Here is a 21,508-nt window from a genome sequence, read left to right as displayed (position 1 = left end):
TAAATTTGGGAACTTTTTAACGAATATCTTTTATGGGAGCGACAGTTACTACTGCAAACAACGACGAAAAAACTTGGGGAGGCGGTCATGAGATCCAGCCACTAGGATCAAGTTATGGTAAAATGATGATGTGGTTTTTTATCGTATCAGATGCCTTAACATTCTCTGGATTTCTAGGAGCATATGGTTTTTCTAGATTTAAATTTATTGAAACTTGGCCTTTGGCTGATGAAGTGTTTACTCACTTTCCATTTATGCATGGTGTTGCGGCTCCAATGTATTATGTAGCATTAATGACTTTTATTTTGATTTTTTCTTCTGTAACAATGGTATTAGCTGTTGATGCAGGACACCAATTGAAAAAGACAAAAGTTGCAATTTATATGTTCTTAACGATTATTGGAGGTCTTATTTTCGTTGGTTCTCAAGCTTGGGAATGGAAAAACTTCATTAAAGGAGAATATGGTGCAGTTGAAACTGCCGGAGGAAGTTTACTTCAGTTTGTTGATAAAGATGGTAAAAGAGTAGCTTTAGCTGAATTTGCTGTTAAATTGCCGGAACAAAGAGAAGCTTTGACGAGAAGCCATTCAACTTGGTTTATGGAAGATGCCGAGTCTCAGCCAACTTATACAGTTGCTGAAGTACAAGCTGGATTTAAAGCGCATCCTGAAATTTTAATTAGAACAGAAAAACTTACTGATAAAAAGAAAAAAACAGTTTTGTCAAGAGAAGAATCTGAAGCGCATTTAGCAACCGCTAAATATGTTGTAGAAGGTGCTAACTTGATCAGAAACGAATATGGTAATAAATTATTTGCTGATTTCTTCTTCTTTATTACTGGTTTCCACGGATTCCACGTATTCTCTGGAGTTATCATCAATATTATCATTTTCTTTAACGTATTGTTAGGTACTTACGAAAAGAGAAGAAGCTACGAAATGGTTGAGAAAGTTGGTTTATACTGGCACTTCGTAGATTTAGTTTGGGTATTTGTATTTACAGTTTTCTACCTAGTTTAATTTTTAGAATTTAATTATTATGTCACACGAGCACGTATCAAATACAAAAAGAATCTGGTTTGTTTTCGGATTGCTTTCATTAGTAACTACTGTTGAAGTTATCCTGGGTATCTACAAACCTGCATCATTAGAGTTTACACATTTTGTTGGTTTGAATTTGTTAAACTGGATTTTCTATATCCTTACCATTTTCAAAGCATATTATATTGTATGGGCATTTATGCACATGGAAGGTGAAAAAAGCAGTCTTAGATGGTCTGTAGTTTCTCCTGTTATCTTCCTGGTTTTATATTTATTGTTTATTCTGTTAACAGAAGGACATTATATTTATGGGGTTTTTAAAGATTCTACTATTAAATGGAATTTTTAACATGATATTAATTCGAAAAGAGTCCCGATAACATCGGGATTTTTTTATTTTTGTACCTCAATAATTTCCGTTAATACAATGAAAAAAAATATAGTTCTCTTTGTACTTTTTGTCCTGCCAATTGTAGCTTATTTGTTTTTTGCTTCTGGTGTAAATAGTTTTACAACTCTTCCTGTAATAACACCAAAAGTCGCTGACTTCGGAAACTGGGGATCATTAAACGGAAAAAAAGTTTCCCTAAATAAAAAGATAACTGTACTTGGTTTTTCTGGCTCAAATATTTTAGAAAACAGAGGAAATTATTTTAATTTAAATGAAAAAATCTACAAACGTTATAATGGATTTGAAGACCTTCAGTTTGTAGTTTTATGCCCGCTTGGAACAGAGAAAGAAGCTCAGAAAATTGTTGATGCTTTATCTCCTTTTACAGATGTAAAAAACTGGAACTTTGTTTTTGCTTCAAAAGAAGAAATTCAGAAATTTTATGACGGACTGCATTTAAAAGAAAAACTTAATGAAAATCTTGGAACTTCTAATGTTTACATTATTGATAAAGAACGTAATCTTAGAGGTAGAAAAGACCAGAAAGAATATAAAGAAGGTTATGATACTTTTCATCCGTCAGAATTGAGTAATGAGATGCTGGATGATTTCAAAATCATTTTGTATGAGTACCGCGCTGCATTAAAGAAAAATCATAACGCTACAAAGCAACTTTAATAAATCATTTATAATGTTCAAAAATAAATCGTATATAGGAATCTCCTTTGTTATTTTGATTTTTGGAATTTACGCTATTCCTAAAATTGTTGATCGGGTTAAAAACGGAGATGTTGTAAAAGGAAATCGTTTGGATAATGTTGGGGTAAAGTCTTCAAATGAAGCTAAACTTGTAACAATTGGTTCAGCTCCAAAATTCGAATTGACCAATCAGGATAATGTAAAAGTTTCTAATGAGACTTATAAAGGGAAAGTTTATGTTTTGGAATTCTTCTTTACCACTTGTCCTTCAATTTGTCCAAAGATGAACATGAGTATGCTGGAGATTGAAAAGACTTTTTTCGGTAATCCTAATTTCGGAATTGTTTCTATTACAATCGATCCAAATCATGATACACCGCAAGTTTTAAAAGATCACGCTAAATTGTTAGGTGTAAAATCTTCAAACTGGAATTTCTTAACTGGAGATAAGAATGTGATTATGGATTTATCAAACAAAGGATTTAATCTTTATGCTGGTGAAAATAATAAAGTGAGCGGCGGTTTTGAGCATTCCGGATTATTTGCTTTAATTGATAAAGACGGCAATATTCGTTGTAGAAAAGATGAATTCGGAAACCCTAATATTTATTATGATGGTTTAGATAAAAAAGGAGTTCGCGATATTCAGCAAGACATTAAAATTTTACTAGAAGAATAAAAATGGAAGATAATACTTTAGAGAAAAAATACAGCAAATTCATTATTGCGGTTTCAATTGTAATTCCGGTTGTTGTGGCAATTTTGTTTGGGGTTAAATTAAAAGATTTTGGTTTTAATGTAGAACCGTTATCGTTTTTGCCTCCAATTTACGCAACAACAAATGGTATTACCGCAGTTGTGTTAGTTTGGGCTGTTTTGGCAATCAAAAAAGGAAACCAAAAATTACACGAAAGATTAATGACTTTTGCTATTGCATTATCAGTTGCATTTTTGGTTATGTATGTAGCGTATCATATGACTTCAGATTCAACAAAATATGGAGGAGAGGGAGCTTTGCGTTATGTATATTTCTTTATTTTGGTAACACATATTTTGTTGTCAATTGCAATTATTCCGCTTGTTTTGATAACCTACGTAAGAGCGCTGGCAAAACGCTTTGACAGACATAGAAAAATAGCTAAAATTACCTTCCCGTTATGGTTATATGTTGCCGTAACAGGAGTTGTGGTTTACTTAATGATTTCACCATATTATGTACACTAATAGTAAAATACAAAAATCAAGTTCCAAATTCCAAAATCTTATTATTGTAATTTGTGTATTTTTAATTGGAATTTCAGCCAATGCACAATGTGCTATGTGCCGCGCGGCTTTATCAGGAGATTCTAATACTAAAAAGGCAGAAGCAGTAAATGATGGAATTGTTTATTTAATGGTTATTCCGTATTTGCTGGTAGTAATAATAGGATATTTGATTTACCGAATGTATAAAAAGAAAAAAGCAGTGTAAATTTTACACTGCTTTTTTTATTATTTCAATCCATTTACTGAAACATTAACCGTTCCGTTTATTTTGATAAAGGCAATAATAGCTTGATTAGTCAACTGGATTTTATCAAACTGAATATCTTCCATTTTTCCGTTTACAAAAACTCCCGGCATTGGAGAATAGTTTTTTAGATATCCTGCCATGCTCTTTTTGCCTTCTTCTAAATTGGGCTGAATAGAATATCGACAACTTTCCTCCATTTTTCTTAAAATATATCCTTGTCCGAGCCAGCTTGCAGTTCGCATCAACTTGCTCTTGGTGTCTAAAACATAGTCTAATTTCTCAAAGTAAATTTCTTTTGTCTGAGCATTATATGATGGAAATCCATTTAAATAAAGTGTTCCGTTGATAGATCCTAAAACATCTAATGCAATAACCATTTTGCCGTCTTTGTGCCATATAGAAACATTTTTTACAGTTATTTTTTTGCCTCCAGAACCAAATTCCTGTCCGGCAAAATTCTTCGTCATAATTTTCGAAGCGTCAACATAACTCGAAATTGCAGCAATATTTGCAGAAATTTGATTTGGAATCTTAGTGACTGGTTTTAAAACGATTTTATTTGCGTTAAACTTTGAATCAGGCTGTTTGCCTACAATAGTTTCCATATTGCATTTCATTCCCATATCCAGTAAAAATGAATCGTTTTTGAGCTTGGCATTTGTAGAGTAAATTTCAATAGGAACAATTCTTAGCCAGCTTTCGTAAGTGTCACTCATTTGGAATGGTGTGCATATTTTTTCTACTGCCTGAAGAACATTTGGTTTGAAATCCATAGATTTTTCGATAGCTTCGTCGATTTTCTTTTCCAATTTGCCTTTAAAAATAGAAATAGCCGGATTTATTAAATAAGTAATAGGCATATTTTTACCAAAAACATTCATGGTTGGGCTTTCGCTCCAGTCAATAGATTTGAATTCTGTTTTGGTAGAAAGTTTCCAGTTTGTGAGGGCTGTTTCGCTGGATAATGTAATGGTTCCGTTTAAGTTAAATTCTCTGACATCGTACAATTCTACACCTAGTTTTTTAGTGCCAATGCGATATTTGATATTCGCTTTAAGCGGTAAAATTGTTTTTATTCTTTTGTCCGGATTCGCTGGGTCATTTTGAACTTTGATCGGAGCTTGTTTCCAGATTTTCATTTCAATATCGTCATCTTCAATATTGTTGTCTTCGTAGATTAGTCCATTTAAAAAAGTATTGGTTTGGTTCTCAATATCACTTAATTTTATGGTAATAGGTAAGTTGATGAATGAGGGACTGCTGTCATAAACTAACGGACTAGCATCATCCGGTTCCGGTTTTAAGGTTTCTAATTTTTGAGCAGTAGAACAGCCTGTAAGTATGGCAAGTGCTGTAAACATTGAAAGAATAGAAGTAAGCTTCATTAAGATAAGTTTTAAAAACACGGTAAAATTACGAAAACAATCATATTTTATTAAAAAACTGTAACAATTCCCAAAAATTGAAGTCTTATAGAAAAAGGTAGTAAAATTATTAACTTTTTATTATCATAAATTACTTAATAAAAATGTTATTATTGTCTAAAAATTTAACAATACCATGATCGAAATTAAAGATTTACATAAATCCTATAAGATGGGAAGTTCGGAATTACACGTGCTAAAAGGTATTAATTTTAATATTGAAGAAGGTGAATTAGTTGCGATTATGGGATCATCTGGTTCAGGTAAATCTACACTTTTAAATATATTAGGAATATTAGATGAAGCCGATTCAGGAAGTTATATCTTGGACAAAACTCCAATCAAGAAATTAAATGAAACTCTTGCTTCAAAATATAGAAATAAATTCTTAGGGTTTGTTTTTCAGTCTTTTAATTTAATTAATTATAAAACAGCATTAGATAATGTTGCAATGCCATTGTATTATCAGGGAATTAAAAGAAAAGAACGTTATGAGATTGCCATGAGATATTTAGAAAAAGTAGGTTTGGGGTCTCATTCGCATCACTTACCAAACGAACTTTCAGGAGGTCAGAAACAACGTGTGGCTATCGCAAGAGCATTAGCTTCCAATCCGAAGGTTTTACTGGCAGATGAACCTACGGGAGCATTGGATACTAAAACTTCTTATGAAGTGATGGAGCTGATTCAGGGAATTAATGACGAAGGTAAAACTATTTTGATTGTTACACACGAACCTGATATTGCCGCAATGTGCAAAAGAAATGTAGTCCTAAAAGACGGATTAATTATCGATGATAAAAAAGTAGAACAAGTTAGAGCTTCGTCTTATGTTTAATATTGAGCGTTGGCAGGAAATATTTGAAGCAATATCGAAAAACCGTTTAAGAACATTTTTAACAGGAATTTCGGTAGCTTCAGGGATTTTTATTTTGGTGATTTTACTTGGTGCAGGTAAAGGACTTCAAAATGGAATTGAAAAACAATTTGAACGCGATGCTGCGGGAATTGTGGAAGTTTGGTCGGGAACAACAACTAAAGAATACAAAGGATTAAACCCTGGAAGACAGGTTCAATTTAGAAATAGCGATTACAATCAATCGGTTCAAAAGTTTGAAGATCAATTAGATTTGCGCGCTTCGACAAATAATTATTGGGGACAGTCTTTTGCTTATGGAAAAGAGTCTGGAAGTTATCAGTTTAGAGGTGTTGATCCTGACTATGGCGGTATAGAAAATCTAACCATTGTTCAAGGACGTTATATCAACGCAAAAGATCTTGAAAATAATACAAAAGTGGCAGTTATTGGAATGAAGTTAAAACAGGATCTGCTAAAAGACAAAGAGGCAATTGGAGAGGAAATTTTAATTAACAAAATCAGCTTTAAAGTGGTTGGTGTTTTTACAGATCCGGGAGGAGAAAGAGAAGAAACCCGTGCTTATTTGCCATTGACAACTGTTCAGAAAACGTTTGGAGGCGGAGATAAAATCAGTAATTTGTTTTTTACACTTAAAAAGACAGATAATTATGATGAAGCTTTAGCACAATCTGAAAAGTTTACACAAGATTTAAAGAACTTGCTTAAGAGTAAAAACATGGTTTCGCCTGAGGATGATAGTGGTGTGGGTGTTTATAATTCAGTTAAAGATGCAAAGCAGTTTTACGATTTAAACTTGTATATCAGGCTCTTTTTCTGGTGGGTTGGTATTTGTACGATTATAGCAGGAGTAGTTGGAGTGAGTAATATCATGCTTATTATAGTGAAAGAACGAACAAAAGAAATCGGAATTAGAAAAGCACTCGGAGCTTCGCCATTTTCGATTATTTCAATGATTCTTCACGAATCAATATTTATTACCACCATTGCCGGATTTGTTGGATTGTTAGGGAGTTTGCTTTTGTTGGAATTTGTTGGGCCAATGGTTCAGAGTGAGTTTTTCAGAAATCCTGAAGTAGATTTTAGTGTAGCGTTAACAACCTTAATTCTGCTTGTATTTGCAGGTGCTATGGCAGGTTTTTTTCCAGCATACAGAGCCGCAAAAATTAAACCTATTGTAGCACTTAGAGACGAATAACTATGTTTAGTAAAGATAATTGGGACGAAATTTTACAGGCTTTAACAGCAAACGTTTTCAGAACAATTCTGACTGCTTTTGGAGTGTTTTGGGGAATATTTATTTTAGTGATATTACTCGCAGCAGGTAAAGGACTGGAAAATGGTGTAAAAAAAGGTTTTGACGGAATAGCCACAAATACTATGTTTATGTGGAGTCAGACGACTTCTAAAGCTTATAAAGGGTTGCCTAAAACTCGTCGATATGATTTTAGAAATAGTGATGTTGCAGCTTTAAAGCAAGCAATACCGGATTTGTTATATGTTTCTCCAAGAAATCAGCTGGGAGATTTTAATGGAACTAACAATGTCGTAAGAGGTACAAAAACCTCGGCTTTTACAATTTATGGAGATTATCCGGAATTGATAAAACAACAGCCTATGGATATTATTAAAGGCCGTTTTGTAAACCAGCAGGATATTAATGAGAGAAGAAAAGTAGCTGTAATTGGAAAAGGTGTTATTAGTGAGCTTTATGGTAAAGAAGAAGAGTCTGTTGGAACATATATAAAAATAAATGGAATAAATTTTATGGTTGTTGGGGTTTATTCTTCCAAACAGCAAGGAGGAAATGCAGAACAAGAACAGAAAAATATTTTCATCCCCTTTACTACTTTTCAACAAGCTTTTAATTATGGAGATAAAGTGGGTTGGATGGCGCTAACCGCAAATGATGATTCATCAATTACGGAGTTAAAACCTAAAATATTAGAAATCATAAAAGCATTGCATTCTGTTAATCCAACAGACGAAAGAGCGGTTGGAAATTTCGATTTATACGAACAGTTTAACAAGGTGCAGAGCTTATTTAATATCTTGCAAGTAATTGCGTATTTCGTTGGAACATTAGTTTTGATTTCGGGTGTAATCGGAATTTCGAATATCATGCTAATTGTAGTTAAAGAACGTACAAAAGAAATTGGAATTAGAAGGGCTTTGGGGGCAACACCTGGCGCTATTAGAAGTCAGATATTAACAGAATCTATATTTTTAACGATTATTTCAGGCATGTTTGGAATAGCCGTTGCAACTGGAATTATTGCGGTTTTAAATATGGTATTAGATTCGATGCCGCCGGGAGGTAATACTATGTTTGCCAATCCGAGTGTAGATTTACGTGTAGTATTTGTGGCATTACTAATATTGGTGGGATCTGGTTTGCTTGCAGGGTTTATTCCCGCACAGACCGCAATTAATGTGAAGCCAGTAGATGCTTTAAGAACAGAATAAATTATCAATCAAAATAAAATCGATTAAACCAAAAACAAATGAAAAAAGGAGTAACCGTAACAATTTTAATATTTATTGCGATCGTGTTTTTTGGCGCACTGTATTATTTGTATGCTAAAAATCAGGAATCGCCAATTGTATTTAAAACGGAAAAAGCAGAAACTAAAACAATTGTAAAAAATACAATTGCGACAGGAAATATTCAGCCTGATGAAGAGGTATTAATCAAACCAAATATTTCGGGTATTATTGAAGAAGTATATATCAAAGCGGGTGAAAAAATCAAAGCGGGAGATATGATTGCTAAAATTAGAGTTGTGGCAAACGTTTCAAATGTAAGTAGTACACAGAATCAGGTTCAGACAGCTAAGATTGCTTTGGATAATCAGGAAAGAGTTTATAAAAGACAAAAAACATTGTTTGAAAAAGAGGTGATCTCTGCCAATGATTTTGATGCTGCACAGGTTGCCTACAATCAGGCAAAACAAACTTATCTTGCTGCTAAACAAAGCTTAGATATTGTTAAAACAGGAACAACATCTTCTTTGGGAAGTTATGCTAATACCTTAATTCGTTCTACTGTTAACGGAATGGTTTTGGATGTTCCTGTAAAAGTTGGAAACCAGGTAATTGAAAGTAATAATTTTAATGAAGGAACGACAATTGCCAGCGTTGCCGATGTTGGAAGAATGATTTTTATTGGAAAAATTGATGAATCTGAAGTAGGGAAAATCAAAGAAAAAATGCCTATTGAAATCACTATTGGAGCTATTGAAAATAAAAAATTCGATGCTGTTTTAAATTATATTGCACCAAAAGGAGTTACAGAAAACGGAGCAATTCAGTTTGAAATAAAAGCACAGATGGTAAACAGAGATGACACTTTTATTAGAGCAGGTCTAAGTGCAAATGCTTCGATTATTTTAGAAAAAGCAGAAAAAGTAATGGCTATTAAGGAATCATTGGTACAATTTGACAAAAAAACACAAAAACCTTATGTGGAGATCGAAACTGCTCCTCAAAAATTCCAGAGAAGAGATTTAGTTCTTGGAGTTAGTGACGGAATCTATGTTCAAGTTAAAAGCGGTATATCGGCTACAGATAAAATAAAAATCTGGAATCAGGGCCTGATTAACGAAGGTGAAAAAAAATAATTTAATTTGAAGGTTTAGGGATTTTTTTGGGTTTAAAAAATGTTAAATTTGCGTAGTTCGGTTTACTGCGCTTTCATTAAAAATATATGAAAATAAATAAATATAATAGTCTGGTTTTTGCATTGTTATTCGGTTTTGGGTTAACTGGACACGCGCAATCAAAACAATGGACACTGGAAGAATGTGTGCGATACGCATTAGAAAATAATATTACAATAAAATTGACGGAACTGGACTTAAAATCTGCCGCAATTGATAAAAAAGGAGCTATTGGAAATTATCTTCCATCAGTAAATGCAAATGCATCACACTCCTGGAATATAGGTTTGAACCAGAATATTACGACTGGTTTGCTTGAAAACCAAACCACACAATATTCATCTGTAGGGGCTTCGGTAGGAGTAGACATCTACAAAGGACTTCAAAATCAAAATAATTTAAGAAGAGCCAATCTTTCTATTGTGGCTTCCAAATATCAATTATTAAAAATGCAGGAAGACATTTCTTTAAATGTGGCCAGTGCATTTTTGCAGATTTTGTCTAATAAAGAAGATTTAAAAGTTAAAAAAGAGCAATTAACCATTGATGAAAAACGTTTAGCTCGTTCTGAAGAGATGGTAAATGCGGGAACAATTCCTCGTGGCGATTTATACGATTTAAAAGCAACTGTTGCTACAGATAAACAAAATATTGCAGTTTCTGAGAATAATTTACTGATTTCAAAATTAAGTTTAGCACAGCTTTTACAATTAAAAGAATTTGCTGATTTTGATGTTGTGGATAACAACAATCTGGCTGATGAAAATAATATTTTGGCACAAACACCAATCGAAATTTATAATAAGGCAAAAGATATCAGAACAGAATTAAAGCTGGCTCAGACGAACCTTGAAATTGCAGAGAAAAATGTTGCAATAGCAAAAGGAGCTTATCAGCCGACATTAAGTGCTTTTTACAATTTTAACACAAGAGCAAGTTATTCTGATATCATTACAGGATCAACTCCGAATACAATAAATCCAACCTCTCAGATCGGATTTGTTGAAGGTACAAATCAGTCAGTTTTACAAAATAATTTTTCACCTGTTCTGGGTAGTGCAGCTCCAATTTTGGATCAGTTTAAAGATAATAAAGGGCAATCTTTTGGTTTACAGCTTTCTGTTCCAATTTTTAATGGGTTTTCTACACGAAATAATGTTGAAAGAAACAAAGTAAGTTTAGAAAAATCTAAAATAGATTTAGAGCAAAAAAGTTTAGATTTGCAACGTAACGTTTATACTGCTTTTACTGATGCGAAAGCCGCTTTAAACACTTTTGAGGCATCTACTGTAACTCTAGAAGCAAGACAACAGGCTTATAATTATGCAAAAGAAAAATATGATGTTGGTTTAATGAATTCATTTGATTTCACGCAGGCGCAGACGTTGTTGACTACTGCACAGTCTAATGTTATTACAACAAAATACGATTACATGTTTAAAATTAAAATACTTGAGTTTTATTTCGGAATTCCAATCGTTCCAATTATTACAAAATAATTCATTATGAAGAAAAAAACAGTTTATCTCTTACTTGGTATAGCCACATTTATTATCATAGCTTTAGTTGTGATTAAAAAAGGGGTAATAGGAAACAAAGACGAAGGAAAAGAAGTAGAAATTACAAAAGTAGAAGCTTCAACGATTGTTGAAACAGTTTCAGCGACAGGTAAAATTCAACCGGAAATTGAAGTTAAAATTGCTTCAATGGTTTCAGGAGAGATTATTGCTTTAAATGTAAAAGAAGGACAAGTAGTTAAAAAAGGTGATTTGTTGGTAAAAATAAATCCTGATTTATACACTTCCGGACTAGAAAGATCTGTTGCGAATCTTGCTGGTACAAAAGCCAGTTTAACACAATCTGATGCTAGTTTTAAAGAAGCAAAAGCAAATTATGAGCGTAACAAAACCTTGTTTGATAAGGGTGTAATTTCAAAATCGGACTGGGATAAAGCTATTTCGACATACGAAGTTGCAAAAGCTACAAAGCAAAGTGCTTATTATAATGTTCAGAGTGCTTCGGCGTCGGTTACAGAAGCAAGAGACAATCTGGGCAGAACAACAATATATTCGCCGGCTGATGGAACCATTTCTGTTTTGAATGTAGAATTAGGAGAAAGAGTTTTAGGAACACAACAAATGGCCGGAACAGAGCTTTTGCGTGTTGCTAACCTTAACAATATGGAAGTTGAAGTTGATGTAAATGAAAATGACATCGTAAAAATTAAAATTGGTGATGAAGCAAACGTTGAAGTTGATGCTTATCTGAAAAAGAAATTCAAAGGAGTTGTAACCAGTATTTCAAATTCAGCGAGTACAACTTTAACATCAGATCAGGTAACAAATTTTAAAGTTAAAGTTCGTATTTTAAAAGAATCTTATCAGGATTTACTGGAAGGAAAACCAAGTACATATTCTCCTTTCAGACCGGGAATGACAGCTACTGTAGATATTATTACAACAACAAAAACAAACGTTTTGGCTGTGCCAATTAGTTCTGTTGTAGTAAAATCAGATACTACTGCTGTAAAAGAATTTAAAGTTGAAGATCCGAATGAAGATAAAAAGGCAGCTCCTAAAAGCGATAAAAAATTCGAATGTGTTTTTGTGAAAGTGGGAGATAAAGCTAAAATAAGAGTGATTAAAACAGGAATTCAGGACGATACGAACATTGAAGTGATGTCAGGTTTAAAACCGGGCGATGTAGTAATTACAGGGCCTTATACAACAGTTTCTAAAGAACTTAATTCGGGAGATCAGGTAAAGCTTAAAAAAGCAGAATCTCCTAAGAAATAATGTAACGCAATACTAAATTTAAAACCAAATATTTTGTCTTTTATTCTCAATATCGAAACGGCTACTAAAAATTGTTCAGTATCTGTTGCAAAAGACGGTAAAACCGTTGTTTGCAGAGAACTTGCAGAGGAAGGATATTCACATGCCGAAAAACTTCATGTTTTTATTGAAGAAGTAATCGCTGATTCAGGTATTTCTGTTCAGGATTTAAATGCAATTGCAGTTAGTCAGGGACCAGGATCCTACACAGGTTTGAGAATTGGTGTTTCTGCCGCAAAAGGGTTATGTTATGCTTTAAATATTCCTTTAATAGCAATTGATACACTTCAAACTTTGGCTTCTCAGGCAGGAGTTTCAGATGGAAAAATTATTCCGATGTTAGATGCCCGCCGTATGGAAGTTTACAGTGAAGTTTTTAATTCAGATTTGACGATAGAAAGAGCTATTAAAGCTGAAATTATAGACGAAAATTCATTTCAGGAATACAATGATAAACTTTACTTTGTTGGTGATTGTGCCGACAAATGTAAAGCTGTTTTAACAAAAGAAAATTTTGTGTTTTTAGAAGATGTAAAATATCCTTCGGCACAAGCTATGAGCAAAATTAGTTTTGACAAGTACCAAAAAAGCGACACTGTAGATGTCGCTTATTTTGAGCCTTATTATTTAAAAGATTTTATGATAACTGCTCCTTCTAAAAAGGAGTAATATTATTTTTGTATAGTATACGGCTGCACGTCAATTCCGGCTTCGTCCAGTGCAGCTTTACAATTCTCCAGCGTTTCAGAAAAAACGGATCCATAATGGGCATTTTTTGCCCAGGGACGAACCGCAAAATCTACAGAACTTGCCGATAAATTTTTTACAAAAACCTCAGGTGCAGGATTTTCAAGCACTTTTGGGTTTTTATGCAAAACGTCCAAAAGAACTTCTTTTGCTTTTTTGATATCAGAGTCATAGGAAACAGAAAAAGTCAAATCGGCTCTTCTTTCTCCCTGCATAGAATAATTGATGATTGTCCCGTTTGATAAAGCGCCATTCGGTACAAAAACAGTCTGATTATTTCCTGTCAACATTTTAGTAACAAAAATCTGGATTTCTAAAACTGTAGCAACAACGCCTTGTGCTTCGATTGTATCGCCAACTTTAAAAGGTTTAAAAACAATTATCAGCATACCCCCGGCAAAATTAGAAAGTGAACCTTGTAAGGATAGACCAATTGCAAGTCCCATTGCTCCTAAAATAGTTACAAAAGAAGTAGTTGGAATTCCGAGATTTGAAATAAAGGTTACAAATAATAAAATTCGGAGTGCCCATAATAAAATATCGGCAAGAAATTTAGTCAATGTAGGATCTAAATTTCGTTTCACCATTATTTTTCTGATTGATCTGTTTATTAATCTTATTGCATACAGACCAACAAATAAAACAATAAAAGCAGATATTAATTTGGGTGAATAGTCTACTAATATGTTTATAATTGCATTGGCATAACTGCTTAATTGTTCTGGGCTCATATTTGTATTTTAAAGATAAAAAAACCTTCTCAAAAGAGAAGGTGTATTGGTACTGCAAATATAAAAATATTTACTTTATGAGAAAATATACATTATGCCTTGTCAGCAGCTTCATCGCCAAATTCTTCTACTGCTGCGGCAGATTTTTCGCTTACGTCAGCAACCGTTTCAGAAATAGTTTTCGGAGTATCAGTATCATTTGTTAGAGAAGCTGTTTTTTCTTTAACGGTATCAATTACGTCGCTTATTGCGTCAGATGCTTTGTCTGCATATTCGCTTACTGTTTCTTTTGCCTGGTTGGCATAATCTGCAGCCTTGTCAATATAAGGTTCCGAAACTTCTTTTACTTTATCAATAGTTTCTTCTGCAAAAGTTTCTGCTTTTTCGATATATGGAGCAGCGGCTTCTTTTGCTTGTTCAAAAGTGCTTTCGGCATTATTTGCCAATTCAGTTACGGATTCTTTGGTCGAGCCAAATAAATTTTTAAAAAATGAAGATAATCCCATGGTTTTTAATTAATTGGTTAATAATACAATATTAACTAATTTTATAGAATTACTAGTTTTTTTGATGGTAAATAATTGACAATTAATATTTAACAATAAAAAAGCGCCTCAAAAGAGACGCTTTACTTATTCTTTAATCGTGATAATTATGCATTAGAAGCTTCTACTTTTATGGCTTCATCGTTCAGCATACTTTTCAGCATGTTCTCGATACCGCTTTTTAAAGTAAATGTAGAAGAAGGACATCCGCTGCAAGCTCCTTGTAAAAGTACTTTTACCGTTTTATCTTCTTCATTATAAGATTCAAAAGCAATGTTTCCTCCGTCAGCAGCTACTGCGGGTTTTACATATTCTTCTAAAATATTAATGATTTGTTGTGAAGTAACATCTAATTTGTCAAATGCTTCGTCTTTTGTCACTTCATTTTTTGTTGTGGTCTGGATCAGGCTTTCGTCTAAAACTGTACCCCCATTTTCAATAAATTGCTTAATGAAAGTTCTTAACTCTAAAGTAATTTCAGACCAGTCATTAATTTCATATTTTGTTACCGAAATGTAGTTTTCGTCGATAAAGATTTCTTTTACATAAGGGAACTTAAATAATTCCTGTGCTAATGGAGAAGAAGCTGTCTGATCGATATTTTTGTACTCAACAGCATTACGAGTCAACATTCTGCTAACAACAAATTTTAGGGCAGAAGGATTTGGAGTAGTTTCTCCATAAACTGTAATAGGCTGTTTTTTTGCTTTAGTTTCGTCAACTTTAATGATAACGCCTCCTTTTTCAACAAAAGAACTAATTTGTTCTGCAACAGCATCTTTAACATCATCCCAGTCTACAATGCTGTATCTTTCAATCGCAATAAAATTTCCGGATATATAAACGGTCTTAACAAAAGGTAAATAGAATAGTTGCTGAGCCAGCGGAGAAGCTTGTGCCTCGTCGATATTTTTAAACTCAAAGTTTTGATTTTGAGTAATAAAATCCTCAAACTCGAACTTTAAAATTGTTGGGTTTTGAGTTTCTTTTATAGTGATTTTTGTCATGACAGTATATTTTTTGCAAATTTACTAAAGTTATTTTCTACTAATAACTATATTTGATTTTTTAATAAAATAATTAAGACTCTTTTCAAAGAAATCGTATTAAATTGCAGGAGTGAAAATTATATAGATACAAAATTGTCTTTATGAAATTAAAAATCAGGGTTTTATTATTTTTTCTTATTTCTTCTTTTTTTTCTTATTCACAAGAGGGAATACCTGTTTATTCAGATTATTTATCAGATAATTACTATTTAATTCACCCCTCAATGGCTGGTGCGGCCAATTGTGCCAAAATTAGGCTGACTGCAAGAAAGCAATGGTTTGGACAAGAAGATGCACCAACATTACAAACATTAAGTTTTAATGGAAGAGTAGGAGAGCGCTCCGGAGCAGGTATTATTGTTTTTAATGATAAAAACGGATACCATTCTCAAAAGGGCGTTAAACTTACCTATGCACATCATATTATGTTTTCAAGAGATGAAATTGATTTAAATCAGCTTTCTTTTGGTATTAGCGGTGGTTTGATTCAAAGTCAGTTGGATGAGACAAAATTTGGAGGAACTTTTGATCCTATTGTTTTCGGCTCTATTCAGAAAGACTCTTATTTTAATATGGATATTGGAGCTTCTTATAACTTTATGGACTTTTATGCCCATGCAACAGTACAGGGTTTATTAGAGACAAGAAGAGAGTTATATACAGAATATGAGAGTGATAACCTGCGAAAGTTTTTATTGAGTGTTGGATATGTTTTTGGAAAAAGAGAAAATATTACCTGGGAACCTTCTATACTTTTTCAATATTTTGATAAAACCAAAGAGAAAACAATCGATTTGAATTTGAAAGCTTACAAAAGCATGGATTTTGGAAGACTTTGGGCAGCTTTGTCATACAGAAGAGGTTTTGACGGAGCACAGTATCTTGCAGGAAGTGGTGTCGCTTCTCAAAAACTGCAATTTTTTACTCCAATAGTAGGTGTTAATTTCAAGAACTTTATGTTTGCTTATACTTATTCTCAGGTAATGGGAGATGTGAAATTTGATACTGGCGGTTACCATCAGATTACGTTGGGGATTGATTTATTCTGTAGAAAAGAACGTTACGACTGTAATTGTCCTGCGGTTAACTAAAATTTTATTTTTATGCTTATTAAGTCTGTAAACGGAAAAACACCTTTGATTCCAGAGGATTGTTATGTTGCTGAAAATGCTACCATTGTAGGAGATGTTACTTTTGGTGATTCTTGTAGTGTCTGGTTTAATACAGTGATTAGAGGAGATGTACATTTTATTAAAATAGGGAACAAAGTAAACATCCAGGATGGTGCAATTATTCACTGTACTTATCAAAAACATCCAACAATCATTGGAAATAATGTCTCAATAGGACACAACGCAATTGTGCATGGTTGTACGATTCACGATAATGTTCTTATTGGAATGGGATCAATTGTAATGGATAATTGTGTAGTAGAAAGTAATGCTATTATAGCTGCCGGAGCAGTGGTAACTCAAAATACAGTTGTAACTTCCGGAAGCATTTATGCGGGCGTTCCTGCCAAAAAAGTAAAAGATATTGATCAGTCTGATTTTGCAGGCGAAATTGAACGTATTTCGAATAATTACGTAATGTATTCGAGTTGGTTTAAAGAAGAAGAAGAACAAAAATAAAATTCCAAATTCCAGGGTTTGACACTTTTGGAATTTGGAATTTTATTTTTTTGAAATTTGAAAAAATTACAGGTTGATTTTCTCAAAAAAAGTGTTTTTATAGCTTTCGCTGATTGGAATTCTTTTATCACTTATTAAAACCTTATTTTTTTGAATAGATTTTACATGTTTGATATTAATGATATATGATCTGTGAATTCTTGCAAAACCTTTGCTGGAAAGCAGGTTTTCTAATTTGATCAAACTAATCAATGTTAGGGTAAATTTATTATCGGTAGTGTAAATTTTTACATAATCTTTTAAACCTTCAATAAAGAGAATGTCGGCAAAGTTTAACTTCACATTTTCATATTCTGCCCTTACAAACATAAAATCTTGTTGAATTTCCGGAGTAGTTGTATTTTCAGAAACGGGCTGATTTGCTATTGCAGGTTGTAAAACTTGTTGCGCTCTTACCACGGCTTTCAAAAAACGATGAAATGGTATCGGTTTTACCAAATAATCTACGGCACCAAGATTAAAACCTTCTACAGCATAATCTGAATAAGCAGTTGTGAAAATAACCAAAGGCTTCTTTTCTATAGTATTTATAAAATCAATTCCGGAAAAATGTGGCATCTCAATATCCAGAAAAATTAAATCAACATTATTCTGATTAATAAACGAAACAGCATCAATCGCATTGTTAAAAGAACTTATTAATTCCAGCGATTCCACTTTCTTGACAAAATCCTGCAATAATTCTACTGCTAAAGGTTCGTCGTCAATAATTACACATTTCATTTTTTGAGAATTAAGTTTTATAATTTGTTTTGGTGTTCAAAAGTAATTTTAAACCAGTGAATTATGTTTTAAAATTATCATAAAATACTAGTTCATAAAATAAAATTGTGCTTTAAAAAATGATATTGTAGTTAATGTGTGCCGGTTTTAATCTCATCCAATTTTAAATTTAAATGAACTTTGTAATATTTATTATCCTGAGTAATGGCTAATTCGTGTGCATTTGGGTACAGTAAATCAAGACGGCTTTGAATATTTACCAATCCGATTCCGGAGTTTTCAGGGTCTTTTACGTAATTTTCGATAGTATTTTCAATCCAAAAATCAAGGTTGTTGTCGGTAATCAGGATTTTAATTTTTACATGAGCAGCGCCTTTATAATCGGTTCCGTATTTAAAGGCATTTTCAACAAAAGAAATCAATAACAAAGGCTCAATAAATTTGTTTTTTGTGTCGCCATGTACATTGATTACAATGTCTTCGATATTGTTTAATCGCAGTTTTTGAAGCTCAATATAATTCTGAATATAGTTTACCTCTTTTTCTAAAGCCACCGTTTTGTTATCGGTCTCATAAAGCATATAGCGCATGAGCTCAGATAACGTTACGATGGCATCAGGGACCAAATCAGATTTTTTATGTGCTAAAGAATAAATACTATTTAAAGAATTGAATAAAAAATGCGGATTGGTTTGTTTTCGCAGGTATATTAATTCTGTATTTGTTCTGTGTGTTTCGGCAATCAGTTTATTCTGTTGATTATTATAAAACTCAGTCAATGTTCTTATAATAGCGCTAATTGTTATTATAAGAATATAGAAAAATGATGGACCAAGTTTAAAGAAAATTGGCTGTCTCATTTCAATTCTTTGAGGCGTGTGATGCTCCCCCGGAAAAAAATGCGGCCCTTGCGGGATCATTCGCTGAGGCATTATATTTTCGGGTCTTAAATGTCTAAATTCAGGAATAAAAAAATTTATTCTGACAACCATAAAAATGGCGATAAGACCAAAAGCAAACAAAAAATACAACCAGTATTTTTTTTGTAAAAGATAGTTAGGAACCAGATAAAAATAATTCAGATAAAACAATACAATTCCTGTAACCCACTGGATATAAAAATCATTACTCATTTTAAAAGGGCTTTCATAAAACTGAATTAAAGAAGTTAAAATAAAGAAAACCCATATTGCGCAATGAAACAGAATTTTGTTGTAGCCGGTATTTTTTAAGGTGTCTAACTGCATTTATAATTTTATTTTTAATAAAATTAAATCTTTTTTGGTTACCGTTGGAGATAAGTTTTGTTTGAGTTTCTCTTTTACAAGTTCGGCTACTTTTAAAGCATCTCCTTCTGTAGCAAAACTTTTGTTTTCGCTTATTACGGGAATAATGGTTTGCTTAATTAAGATTTTTTCTTTGTAAGCGATTGTATATCCCCATCCTGAATTTGTTTTAAAAGAAGTCGATGTCAGAGCTTCTTTTTTGGTGCAGGAAATAAAAAATATAAGGAATATAAAAAGCAGGAAACACTTCCGGATGTTATTCCGAAAGTGTTTTTGGATATTAATTATCATCATCACTTTGTTCTTCTAATGGTCTAAACTCCCACGCATCATCAAAGTAAGAAGAACCAATTCGGCCTAACATATAAAAACCTCTGTTATTGATTGAAAAAGCAACAGCATCAGTTCTTGTTGCGCCTTCCATTGGGGTTCTTTCTTCCCATAAATCAGTTGAAGGATTATATTCCCAAACGGTTTTTGTACTTTCACCTCCTACAACATATCCTAATCCATTCATAGAGAAACTGGAAGCATTTGAACGTACAATTGCATAATCATCATTATATGAGTAATCATCATCAGTATCTTTATCGATATCTCTTTTTCTTGTCCAGGTATCTGTTGAAGGGTCAAACTCCCAGAAATCTTCCTGATAAGTACCATTATTGATACCTGTTACTAAATAAGCTTTGTCTGCGATTACGAAAACAGTAGCATTACGTCTTTTGTTTCCACTAAAACCATTTACAAGAGTCCAGGTATTGGCCTGATCATCGTATTGATAAAAATCTTTTAAATAATTCCCATCATATCCGGTACCAAAATAAGCTTTACCTCCAACCTGAAAACCTACTGCTGCGTAGCGTGCAGTTCCTCCGAAATCTGCTTTTTGTGTCCAGCTGTTGCCTGAAGGATCATACTGATAAAAATCTTTCAGTTTATTTGTTCCGTCATAACCAAGACCAACATATCCTTTTTCGTTTAATGCAAAGCTAGAAGCAGAACTTCTTCCTACACCTGTAAAATCGGCTTTTTGTTCCCAATAATCTCCGGTAGAATTATAAATCCATAAATCTTTTAAATATTCGTCGCCTGTGTAACCGCCAACAACATATGCGAAATCTCCAATAACGAAACTTGTAGCACTAGATCTTGCCGGGCCATCAAAGGCTGATTTTTTAATCCAGTTCCCCATTAATTCATCATCTTCATCATTGCTACAGCTTAGAAAAAAAAGGCTCGAAAAAAGCGCTGTGAATAAAATTCCTTTTTTTAGATTAATCATAGTGTATTTAATTTATTTATTGTTTGTATTTGATCCCTATTCCTAATACGTAACCATTTCCTGTGTTATAGTCATATAGTTCATGATTAGCGCTGTTTACTAATTTGTATTTCTTATCAAAGTCATAACCTGCTTTGAAATTTAAAAACCAATTACTGCTGACATTACGTTCATATTCAAATGCAGATGTCATTTGCGATAAAACTGCTTTTTCAGCGGTTGTTGACATGTCTAAATGATAAAAATTTCCATTAAAACTATTGGTTAGTTTAAATTCATTTCTTTCATTGTTCGAATACGTAATTTTAGAATAAGGAAACCCGATTCTTAAATTTGTCTTGTCACTGAATTTATAATCAAAAGCTGCTACGGGAGTAAATTTTGGGGCGCCAAAAACGGATGTTCTTCCCGCTCCGATAACAATGTTTATTTTTGAATTCAATTGTTGGCTAATTGTTAGATCTCCTAAAACAGTAATGTCTGATAAACCCAAATTTTGTTGAAAATTTGCTGTTGGAATAATAGAAAACTGCCATTTTGTTTTTTCTAAAACCTGATGCGAAAATTCAAATCTGTTCTGAATCTGATTGAATTTGTCCTGATCCTGATAAAAATCAAATTGATTCAGTTCGTAATTCACTTTCAGGTTTGAGTACTCTAATGTGTTGGCTATTTTATATTTATTCCCCAGATTTTTTTTATAAGAAACAGCAATTTCAGTTTCATTAAAATTTACTTTATCAGTTGGCTCTGTTTTAATATTTGCAGAAGCAGCAAAATTTTCCTGTGCTCTGATACTTAAAAGCGAAACCGAAAAAAGAGAACAAATTAAAAACCGTACTATCATTATTTATTTTATTGGTTCCAAAAGTAATTGGATAGCTCTCTTAAAAAAAAGAAGATATATATATGACGTGTTTTGATAGACTAAATTGCCATTTTTAAGGCTGAAATCAATTTTAAGTATGCAATTGGTGTTATAGATCATTTTGTTGAATTTGTAGCTTAAAAAAG

Annotated in this window: 24 protein-coding genes; 15 read left to right on the top strand and 9 right to left on the bottom strand. The window is 32.8% G+C overall.

The window, feature by feature from the left end:
- Window positions 1–32 precede the first annotated feature (32 nt).
- The 6 genes from ACFS3A_RS16040 (at window position 33) to ACFS3A_RS16015 (ending at window position 3,601) form a co-directional block, all read left to right on the top strand.
- The gene (locus ACFS3A_RS16040; protein WP_379826568.1) at window positions 33–1,019 is read left to right on the top strand and encodes a cytochrome c oxidase subunit 3; all 987 of its coding nucleotides are present in this window, start codon (window positions 33–35) and stop codon (window positions 1,017–1,019) included.
- A gap of 19 nt (window positions 1,020–1,038) precedes the next feature.
- Window positions 1,039–1,389, top strand: coding sequence for a cytochrome C oxidase subunit IV family protein (locus ACFS3A_RS16035; protein ID WP_306159682.1), 351 nt, complete (start codon window positions 1,039–1,041; stop codon window positions 1,387–1,389).
- A 78-nt stretch (window positions 1,390–1,467) separates the two neighbouring features.
- Window positions 1,468–2,109, top strand: a complete 642-nt coding sequence (locus ACFS3A_RS16030; protein WP_379826567.1) for a hypothetical protein — start codon at window positions 1,468–1,470, stop codon at window positions 2,107–2,109.
- Window positions 2,110–2,122: 13 nt separating this feature from the next.
- Window positions 2,123–2,809: an SCO family protein gene (locus ACFS3A_RS16025; RefSeq protein ID WP_379826566.1), complete on the top strand. Its 687-nt coding sequence runs from the start codon at window positions 2,123–2,125 to the stop codon at window positions 2,807–2,809.
- Between the two features lie 2 nt (window positions 2,810–2,811).
- Window positions 2,812–3,354, top strand: coding sequence for a DUF420 domain-containing protein (locus ACFS3A_RS16020; RefSeq protein WP_379826565.1), 543 nt, complete (start codon window positions 2,812–2,814; stop codon window positions 3,352–3,354).
- Window positions 3,344–3,601: a hypothetical protein gene (locus ACFS3A_RS16015; protein ID WP_379826564.1), complete on the top strand. Its 258-nt coding sequence runs from the start codon at window positions 3,344–3,346 to the stop codon at window positions 3,599–3,601. The genes ACFS3A_RS16020 and ACFS3A_RS16015 overlap by 11 nt, the downstream gene beginning before the upstream one ends.
- A gap of 20 nt (window positions 3,602–3,621) precedes the next feature.
- Here the strand turns inward: ACFS3A_RS16015 and ACFS3A_RS16010 are convergent, their stop codons facing one another.
- Window positions 3,622–5,028, bottom strand: a complete 1,407-nt coding sequence (locus ACFS3A_RS16010) for a DUF4403 family protein (RefSeq protein WP_379826563.1) — start codon at window positions 5,026–5,028, stop codon at window positions 3,622–3,624.
- 175 nt (window positions 5,029–5,203) lie between these two features.
- Between ACFS3A_RS16010 and ACFS3A_RS16005 the strand changes: the two genes are divergently transcribed.
- The 7 genes from ACFS3A_RS16005 (at window position 5,204) to tsaB (ending at window position 13,106) form a co-directional block, all read left to right on the top strand.
- On the top strand, window positions 5,204–5,905 hold the full coding sequence (locus tag ACFS3A_RS16005) for an ABC transporter ATP-binding protein (RefSeq protein WP_379826562.1): 702 nt from the start codon (window positions 5,204–5,206) through the stop codon (window positions 5,903–5,905).
- Window positions 5,898–7,142, top strand: coding sequence for an ABC transporter permease (locus tag ACFS3A_RS16000; protein WP_379826561.1), 1,245 nt, complete (start codon window positions 5,898–5,900; stop codon window positions 7,140–7,142). Before ACFS3A_RS16005 ends, ACFS3A_RS16000 begins: the two co-directional genes overlap by 8 nt.
- A gap of 2 nt (window positions 7,143–7,144) precedes the next feature.
- On the top strand, window positions 7,145–8,410 hold the full coding sequence (locus tag ACFS3A_RS15995; protein WP_379826560.1) for an ABC transporter permease: 1,266 nt from the start codon (window positions 7,145–7,147) through the stop codon (window positions 8,408–8,410).
- Window positions 8,411–8,448: 38 nt separating this feature from the next.
- The gene (locus ACFS3A_RS15990; RefSeq protein WP_379826559.1) at window positions 8,449–9,564 is read left to right on the top strand and encodes an efflux RND transporter periplasmic adaptor subunit; all 1,116 of its coding nucleotides are present in this window, start codon (window positions 8,449–8,451) and stop codon (window positions 9,562–9,564) included.
- An 86-nt stretch (window positions 9,565–9,650) separates the two neighbouring features.
- Window positions 9,651–11,102, top strand: coding sequence for a TolC family protein (locus tag ACFS3A_RS15985; protein ID WP_379826558.1), 1,452 nt, complete (start codon window positions 9,651–9,653; stop codon window positions 11,100–11,102).
- Between the two features lie 6 nt (window positions 11,103–11,108).
- Complete coding sequence (locus tag ACFS3A_RS15980) at window positions 11,109–12,398, top strand: efflux RND transporter periplasmic adaptor subunit (RefSeq protein WP_379826557.1); 1,290 nt, start codon at window positions 11,109–11,111, stop codon at window positions 12,396–12,398.
- Window positions 12,399–12,431: 33 nt separating this feature from the next.
- Window positions 12,432–13,106 carry a tRNA (adenosine(37)-N6)-threonylcarbamoyltransferase complex dimerization subunit type 1 TsaB gene (tsaB, locus tag ACFS3A_RS15975; protein ID WP_379826556.1) on the top strand — a complete coding sequence of 225 codons (675 nt, stop codon included), beginning with the start codon at window positions 12,432–12,434 and terminating at the stop codon, window positions 13,104–13,106.
- Window positions 13,107–13,108: 2 nt separating this feature from the next.
- Here tsaB and ACFS3A_RS15970 read toward each other — a convergent pair whose 3' ends face one another.
- From ACFS3A_RS15970 to ACFS3A_RS15960, 3 genes are all read right to left on the bottom strand, one after another.
- A complete protein-coding gene (locus ACFS3A_RS15970; RefSeq protein ID WP_379826555.1) occupies window positions 13,109–13,915 on the bottom strand; it encodes a mechanosensitive ion channel family protein in 807 nt (268 codons plus the stop codon).
- A 92-nt stretch (window positions 13,916–14,007) separates the two neighbouring features.
- Window positions 14,008–14,421 (bottom strand): YtxH domain-containing protein, encoded by a 414-nt coding sequence (locus ACFS3A_RS15965; protein ID WP_379826554.1) that lies wholly within the window; start codon window positions 14,419–14,421, stop codon window positions 14,008–14,010.
- 146 nt (window positions 14,422–14,567) lie between these two features.
- Complete coding sequence (locus tag ACFS3A_RS15960) at window positions 14,568–15,467, bottom strand: NifU family protein (RefSeq protein ID WP_379826553.1); 900 nt, start codon at window positions 15,465–15,467, stop codon at window positions 14,568–14,570.
- A 143-nt stretch (window positions 15,468–15,610) separates the two neighbouring features.
- On the opposite strand from ACFS3A_RS15960, the gene ACFS3A_RS15955 reads away from it, so the two are divergent.
- Together ACFS3A_RS15955 and ACFS3A_RS15950 are read left to right on the top strand one after the other, a co-directional pair.
- On the top strand, window positions 15,611–16,600 hold the full coding sequence (locus ACFS3A_RS15955) for a PorP/SprF family type IX secretion system membrane protein (RefSeq protein WP_379826552.1): 990 nt from the start codon (window positions 15,611–15,613) through the stop codon (window positions 16,598–16,600).
- 12 nt (window positions 16,601–16,612) lie between these two features.
- Window positions 16,613–17,140 carry a gamma carbonic anhydrase family protein gene (locus ACFS3A_RS15950; protein ID WP_379826551.1) on the top strand — a complete coding sequence of 176 codons (528 nt, stop codon included), beginning with the start codon at window positions 16,613–16,615 and terminating at the stop codon, window positions 17,138–17,140.
- Between the two features lie 66 nt (window positions 17,141–17,206).
- On the opposite strand, the gene ACFS3A_RS15945 is transcribed toward ACFS3A_RS15950, so the two are convergent.
- From ACFS3A_RS15945 to ACFS3A_RS15925, 5 genes are all read right to left on the bottom strand, one after another.
- Window positions 17,207–17,923 carry a LytR/AlgR family response regulator transcription factor gene (locus ACFS3A_RS15945; protein ID WP_379826550.1) on the bottom strand — a complete coding sequence of 239 codons (717 nt, stop codon included), beginning with the start codon at window positions 17,921–17,923 and terminating at the stop codon, window positions 17,207–17,209.
- A gap of 131 nt (window positions 17,924–18,054) precedes the next feature.
- Complete coding sequence (locus ACFS3A_RS15940; RefSeq protein ID WP_379826549.1) at window positions 18,055–19,170, bottom strand: sensor histidine kinase; 1,116 nt, start codon at window positions 19,168–19,170, stop codon at window positions 18,055–18,057.
- Complete coding sequence (locus ACFS3A_RS15935) at window positions 19,171–19,503, bottom strand: DUF4907 domain-containing protein (protein ID WP_379826548.1); 333 nt, start codon at window positions 19,501–19,503, stop codon at window positions 19,171–19,173. It abuts the gene before it with no gap.
- The gene (locus tag ACFS3A_RS15930) at window positions 19,490–20,494 is read right to left on the bottom strand and encodes a Kelch repeat-containing protein (protein WP_379826547.1); all 1,005 of its coding nucleotides are present in this window, start codon (window positions 20,492–20,494) and stop codon (window positions 19,490–19,492) included. Before ACFS3A_RS15930 ends, ACFS3A_RS15935 begins: the two co-directional genes overlap by 14 nt.
- A gap of 16 nt (window positions 20,495–20,510) precedes the next feature.
- On the bottom strand, window positions 20,511–21,341 hold the full coding sequence (locus ACFS3A_RS15925) for a DUF6268 family outer membrane beta-barrel protein (RefSeq protein ID WP_379826546.1): 831 nt from the start codon (window positions 21,339–21,341) through the stop codon (window positions 20,511–20,513).
- Between the last annotated feature and the right edge of the window lie 167 nt (window positions 21,342–21,508).

Source organism: Flavobacterium notoginsengisoli (assembly GCF_042686225.1).
Taxonomy (GTDB): Bacteria; Bacteroidota; Bacteroidia; order Flavobacteriales; family Flavobacteriaceae; genus Flavobacterium; species Flavobacterium notoginsengisoli.
The sequence above is the reverse complement of the archived record's forward strand: the minus strand, read 5'-3'. Positions and strand labels throughout refer to the sequence as shown.

What these genes read in the sequence shown, in the direction of transcription:
- ACFS3A_RS15930 (WP_379826547.1), bottom strand. Translation starts at nt 20,494, where the DNA reads ATGATTAATCTAAAAAAAGGAATTTTATTCACAGCGCTTTTTTCGAGC.
- ACFS3A_RS15965 (WP_379826554.1), bottom strand. Translation starts at nt 14,421, where the DNA reads ATGGGATTATCTTCATTTTTTAAAAATTTATTTGGCTCGACCAAAGAA.
- ACFS3A_RS16000 (WP_379826561.1), top strand. Translation starts at nt 5,898, where the DNA reads ATGTTTAATATTGAGCGTTGGCAGGAAATATTTGAAGCAATATCGAAA.
- ACFS3A_RS16005 (WP_379826562.1), top strand. Translation starts at nt 5,204, where the DNA reads ATGATCGAAATTAAAGATTTACATAAATCCTATAAGATGGGAAGTTCG.
- ACFS3A_RS15995 (WP_379826560.1), top strand. Translation starts at nt 7,145, where the DNA reads ATGTTTAGTAAAGATAATTGGGACGAAATTTTACAGGCTTTAACAGCA.
- ACFS3A_RS16035 (WP_306159682.1), top strand. Translation starts at nt 1,039, where the DNA reads ATGTCACACGAGCACGTATCAAATACAAAAAGAATCTGGTTTGTTTTC.
- ACFS3A_RS16010 (WP_379826563.1), bottom strand. Translation starts at nt 5,028, where the DNA reads ATGAAGCTTACTTCTATTCTTTCAATGTTTACAGCACTTGCCATACTT.
- ACFS3A_RS15990 (WP_379826559.1), top strand. Translation starts at nt 8,449, where the DNA reads ATGAAAAAAGGAGTAACCGTAACAATTTTAATATTTATTGCGATCGTG.
- ACFS3A_RS16030 (WP_379826567.1), top strand. Translation starts at nt 1,468, where the DNA reads ATGAAAAAAAATATAGTTCTCTTTGTACTTTTTGTCCTGCCAATTGTA.
- ACFS3A_RS15925 (WP_379826546.1), bottom strand. Translation starts at nt 21,341, where the DNA reads ATGATAGTACGGTTTTTAATTTGTTCTCTTTTTTCGGTTTCGCTTTTA.
- ACFS3A_RS15980 (WP_379826557.1), top strand. Translation starts at nt 11,109, where the DNA reads ATGAAGAAAAAAACAGTTTATCTCTTACTTGGTATAGCCACATTTATT.
- ACFS3A_RS15935 (WP_379826548.1), bottom strand. Translation starts at nt 19,503, where the DNA reads ATGATGATAATTAATATCCAAAAACACTTTCGGAATAACATCCGGAAG.
- ACFS3A_RS15940 (WP_379826549.1), bottom strand. Translation starts at nt 19,170, where the DNA reads ATGCAGTTAGACACCTTAAAAAATACCGGCTACAACAAAATTCTGTTT.
- ACFS3A_RS16025 (WP_379826566.1), top strand. Translation starts at nt 2,123, where the DNA reads ATGTTCAAAAATAAATCGTATATAGGAATCTCCTTTGTTATTTTGATT.
- ACFS3A_RS15960 (WP_379826553.1), bottom strand. Translation starts at nt 15,467, where the DNA reads ATGACAAAAATCACTATAAAAGAAACTCAAAACCCAACAATTTTAAAG.
- ACFS3A_RS15955 (WP_379826552.1), top strand. Translation starts at nt 15,611, where the DNA reads ATGAAATTAAAAATCAGGGTTTTATTATTTTTTCTTATTTCTTCTTTT.
- ACFS3A_RS15950 (WP_379826551.1), top strand. Translation starts at nt 16,613, where the DNA reads ATGCTTATTAAGTCTGTAAACGGAAAAACACCTTTGATTCCAGAGGAT.
- ACFS3A_RS15985 (WP_379826558.1), top strand. Translation starts at nt 9,651, where the DNA reads ATGAAAATAAATAAATATAATAGTCTGGTTTTTGCATTGTTATTCGGT.
- ACFS3A_RS15945 (WP_379826550.1), bottom strand. Translation starts at nt 17,923, where the DNA reads ATGAAATGTGTAATTATTGACGACGAACCTTTAGCAGTAGAATTATTG.
- ACFS3A_RS16015 (WP_379826564.1), top strand. Translation starts at nt 3,344, where the DNA reads ATGTACACTAATAGTAAAATACAAAAATCAAGTTCCAAATTCCAAAAT.
- ACFS3A_RS15970 (WP_379826555.1), bottom strand. Translation starts at nt 13,915, where the DNA reads ATGAGCCCAGAACAATTAAGCAGTTATGCCAATGCAATTATAAACATA.
- ACFS3A_RS16020 (WP_379826565.1), top strand. Translation starts at nt 2,812, where the DNA reads ATGGAAGATAATACTTTAGAGAAAAAATACAGCAAATTCATTATTGCG.
- ACFS3A_RS16040 (WP_379826568.1), top strand. Translation starts at nt 33, where the DNA reads ATGGGAGCGACAGTTACTACTGCAAACAACGACGAAAAAACTTGGGGA.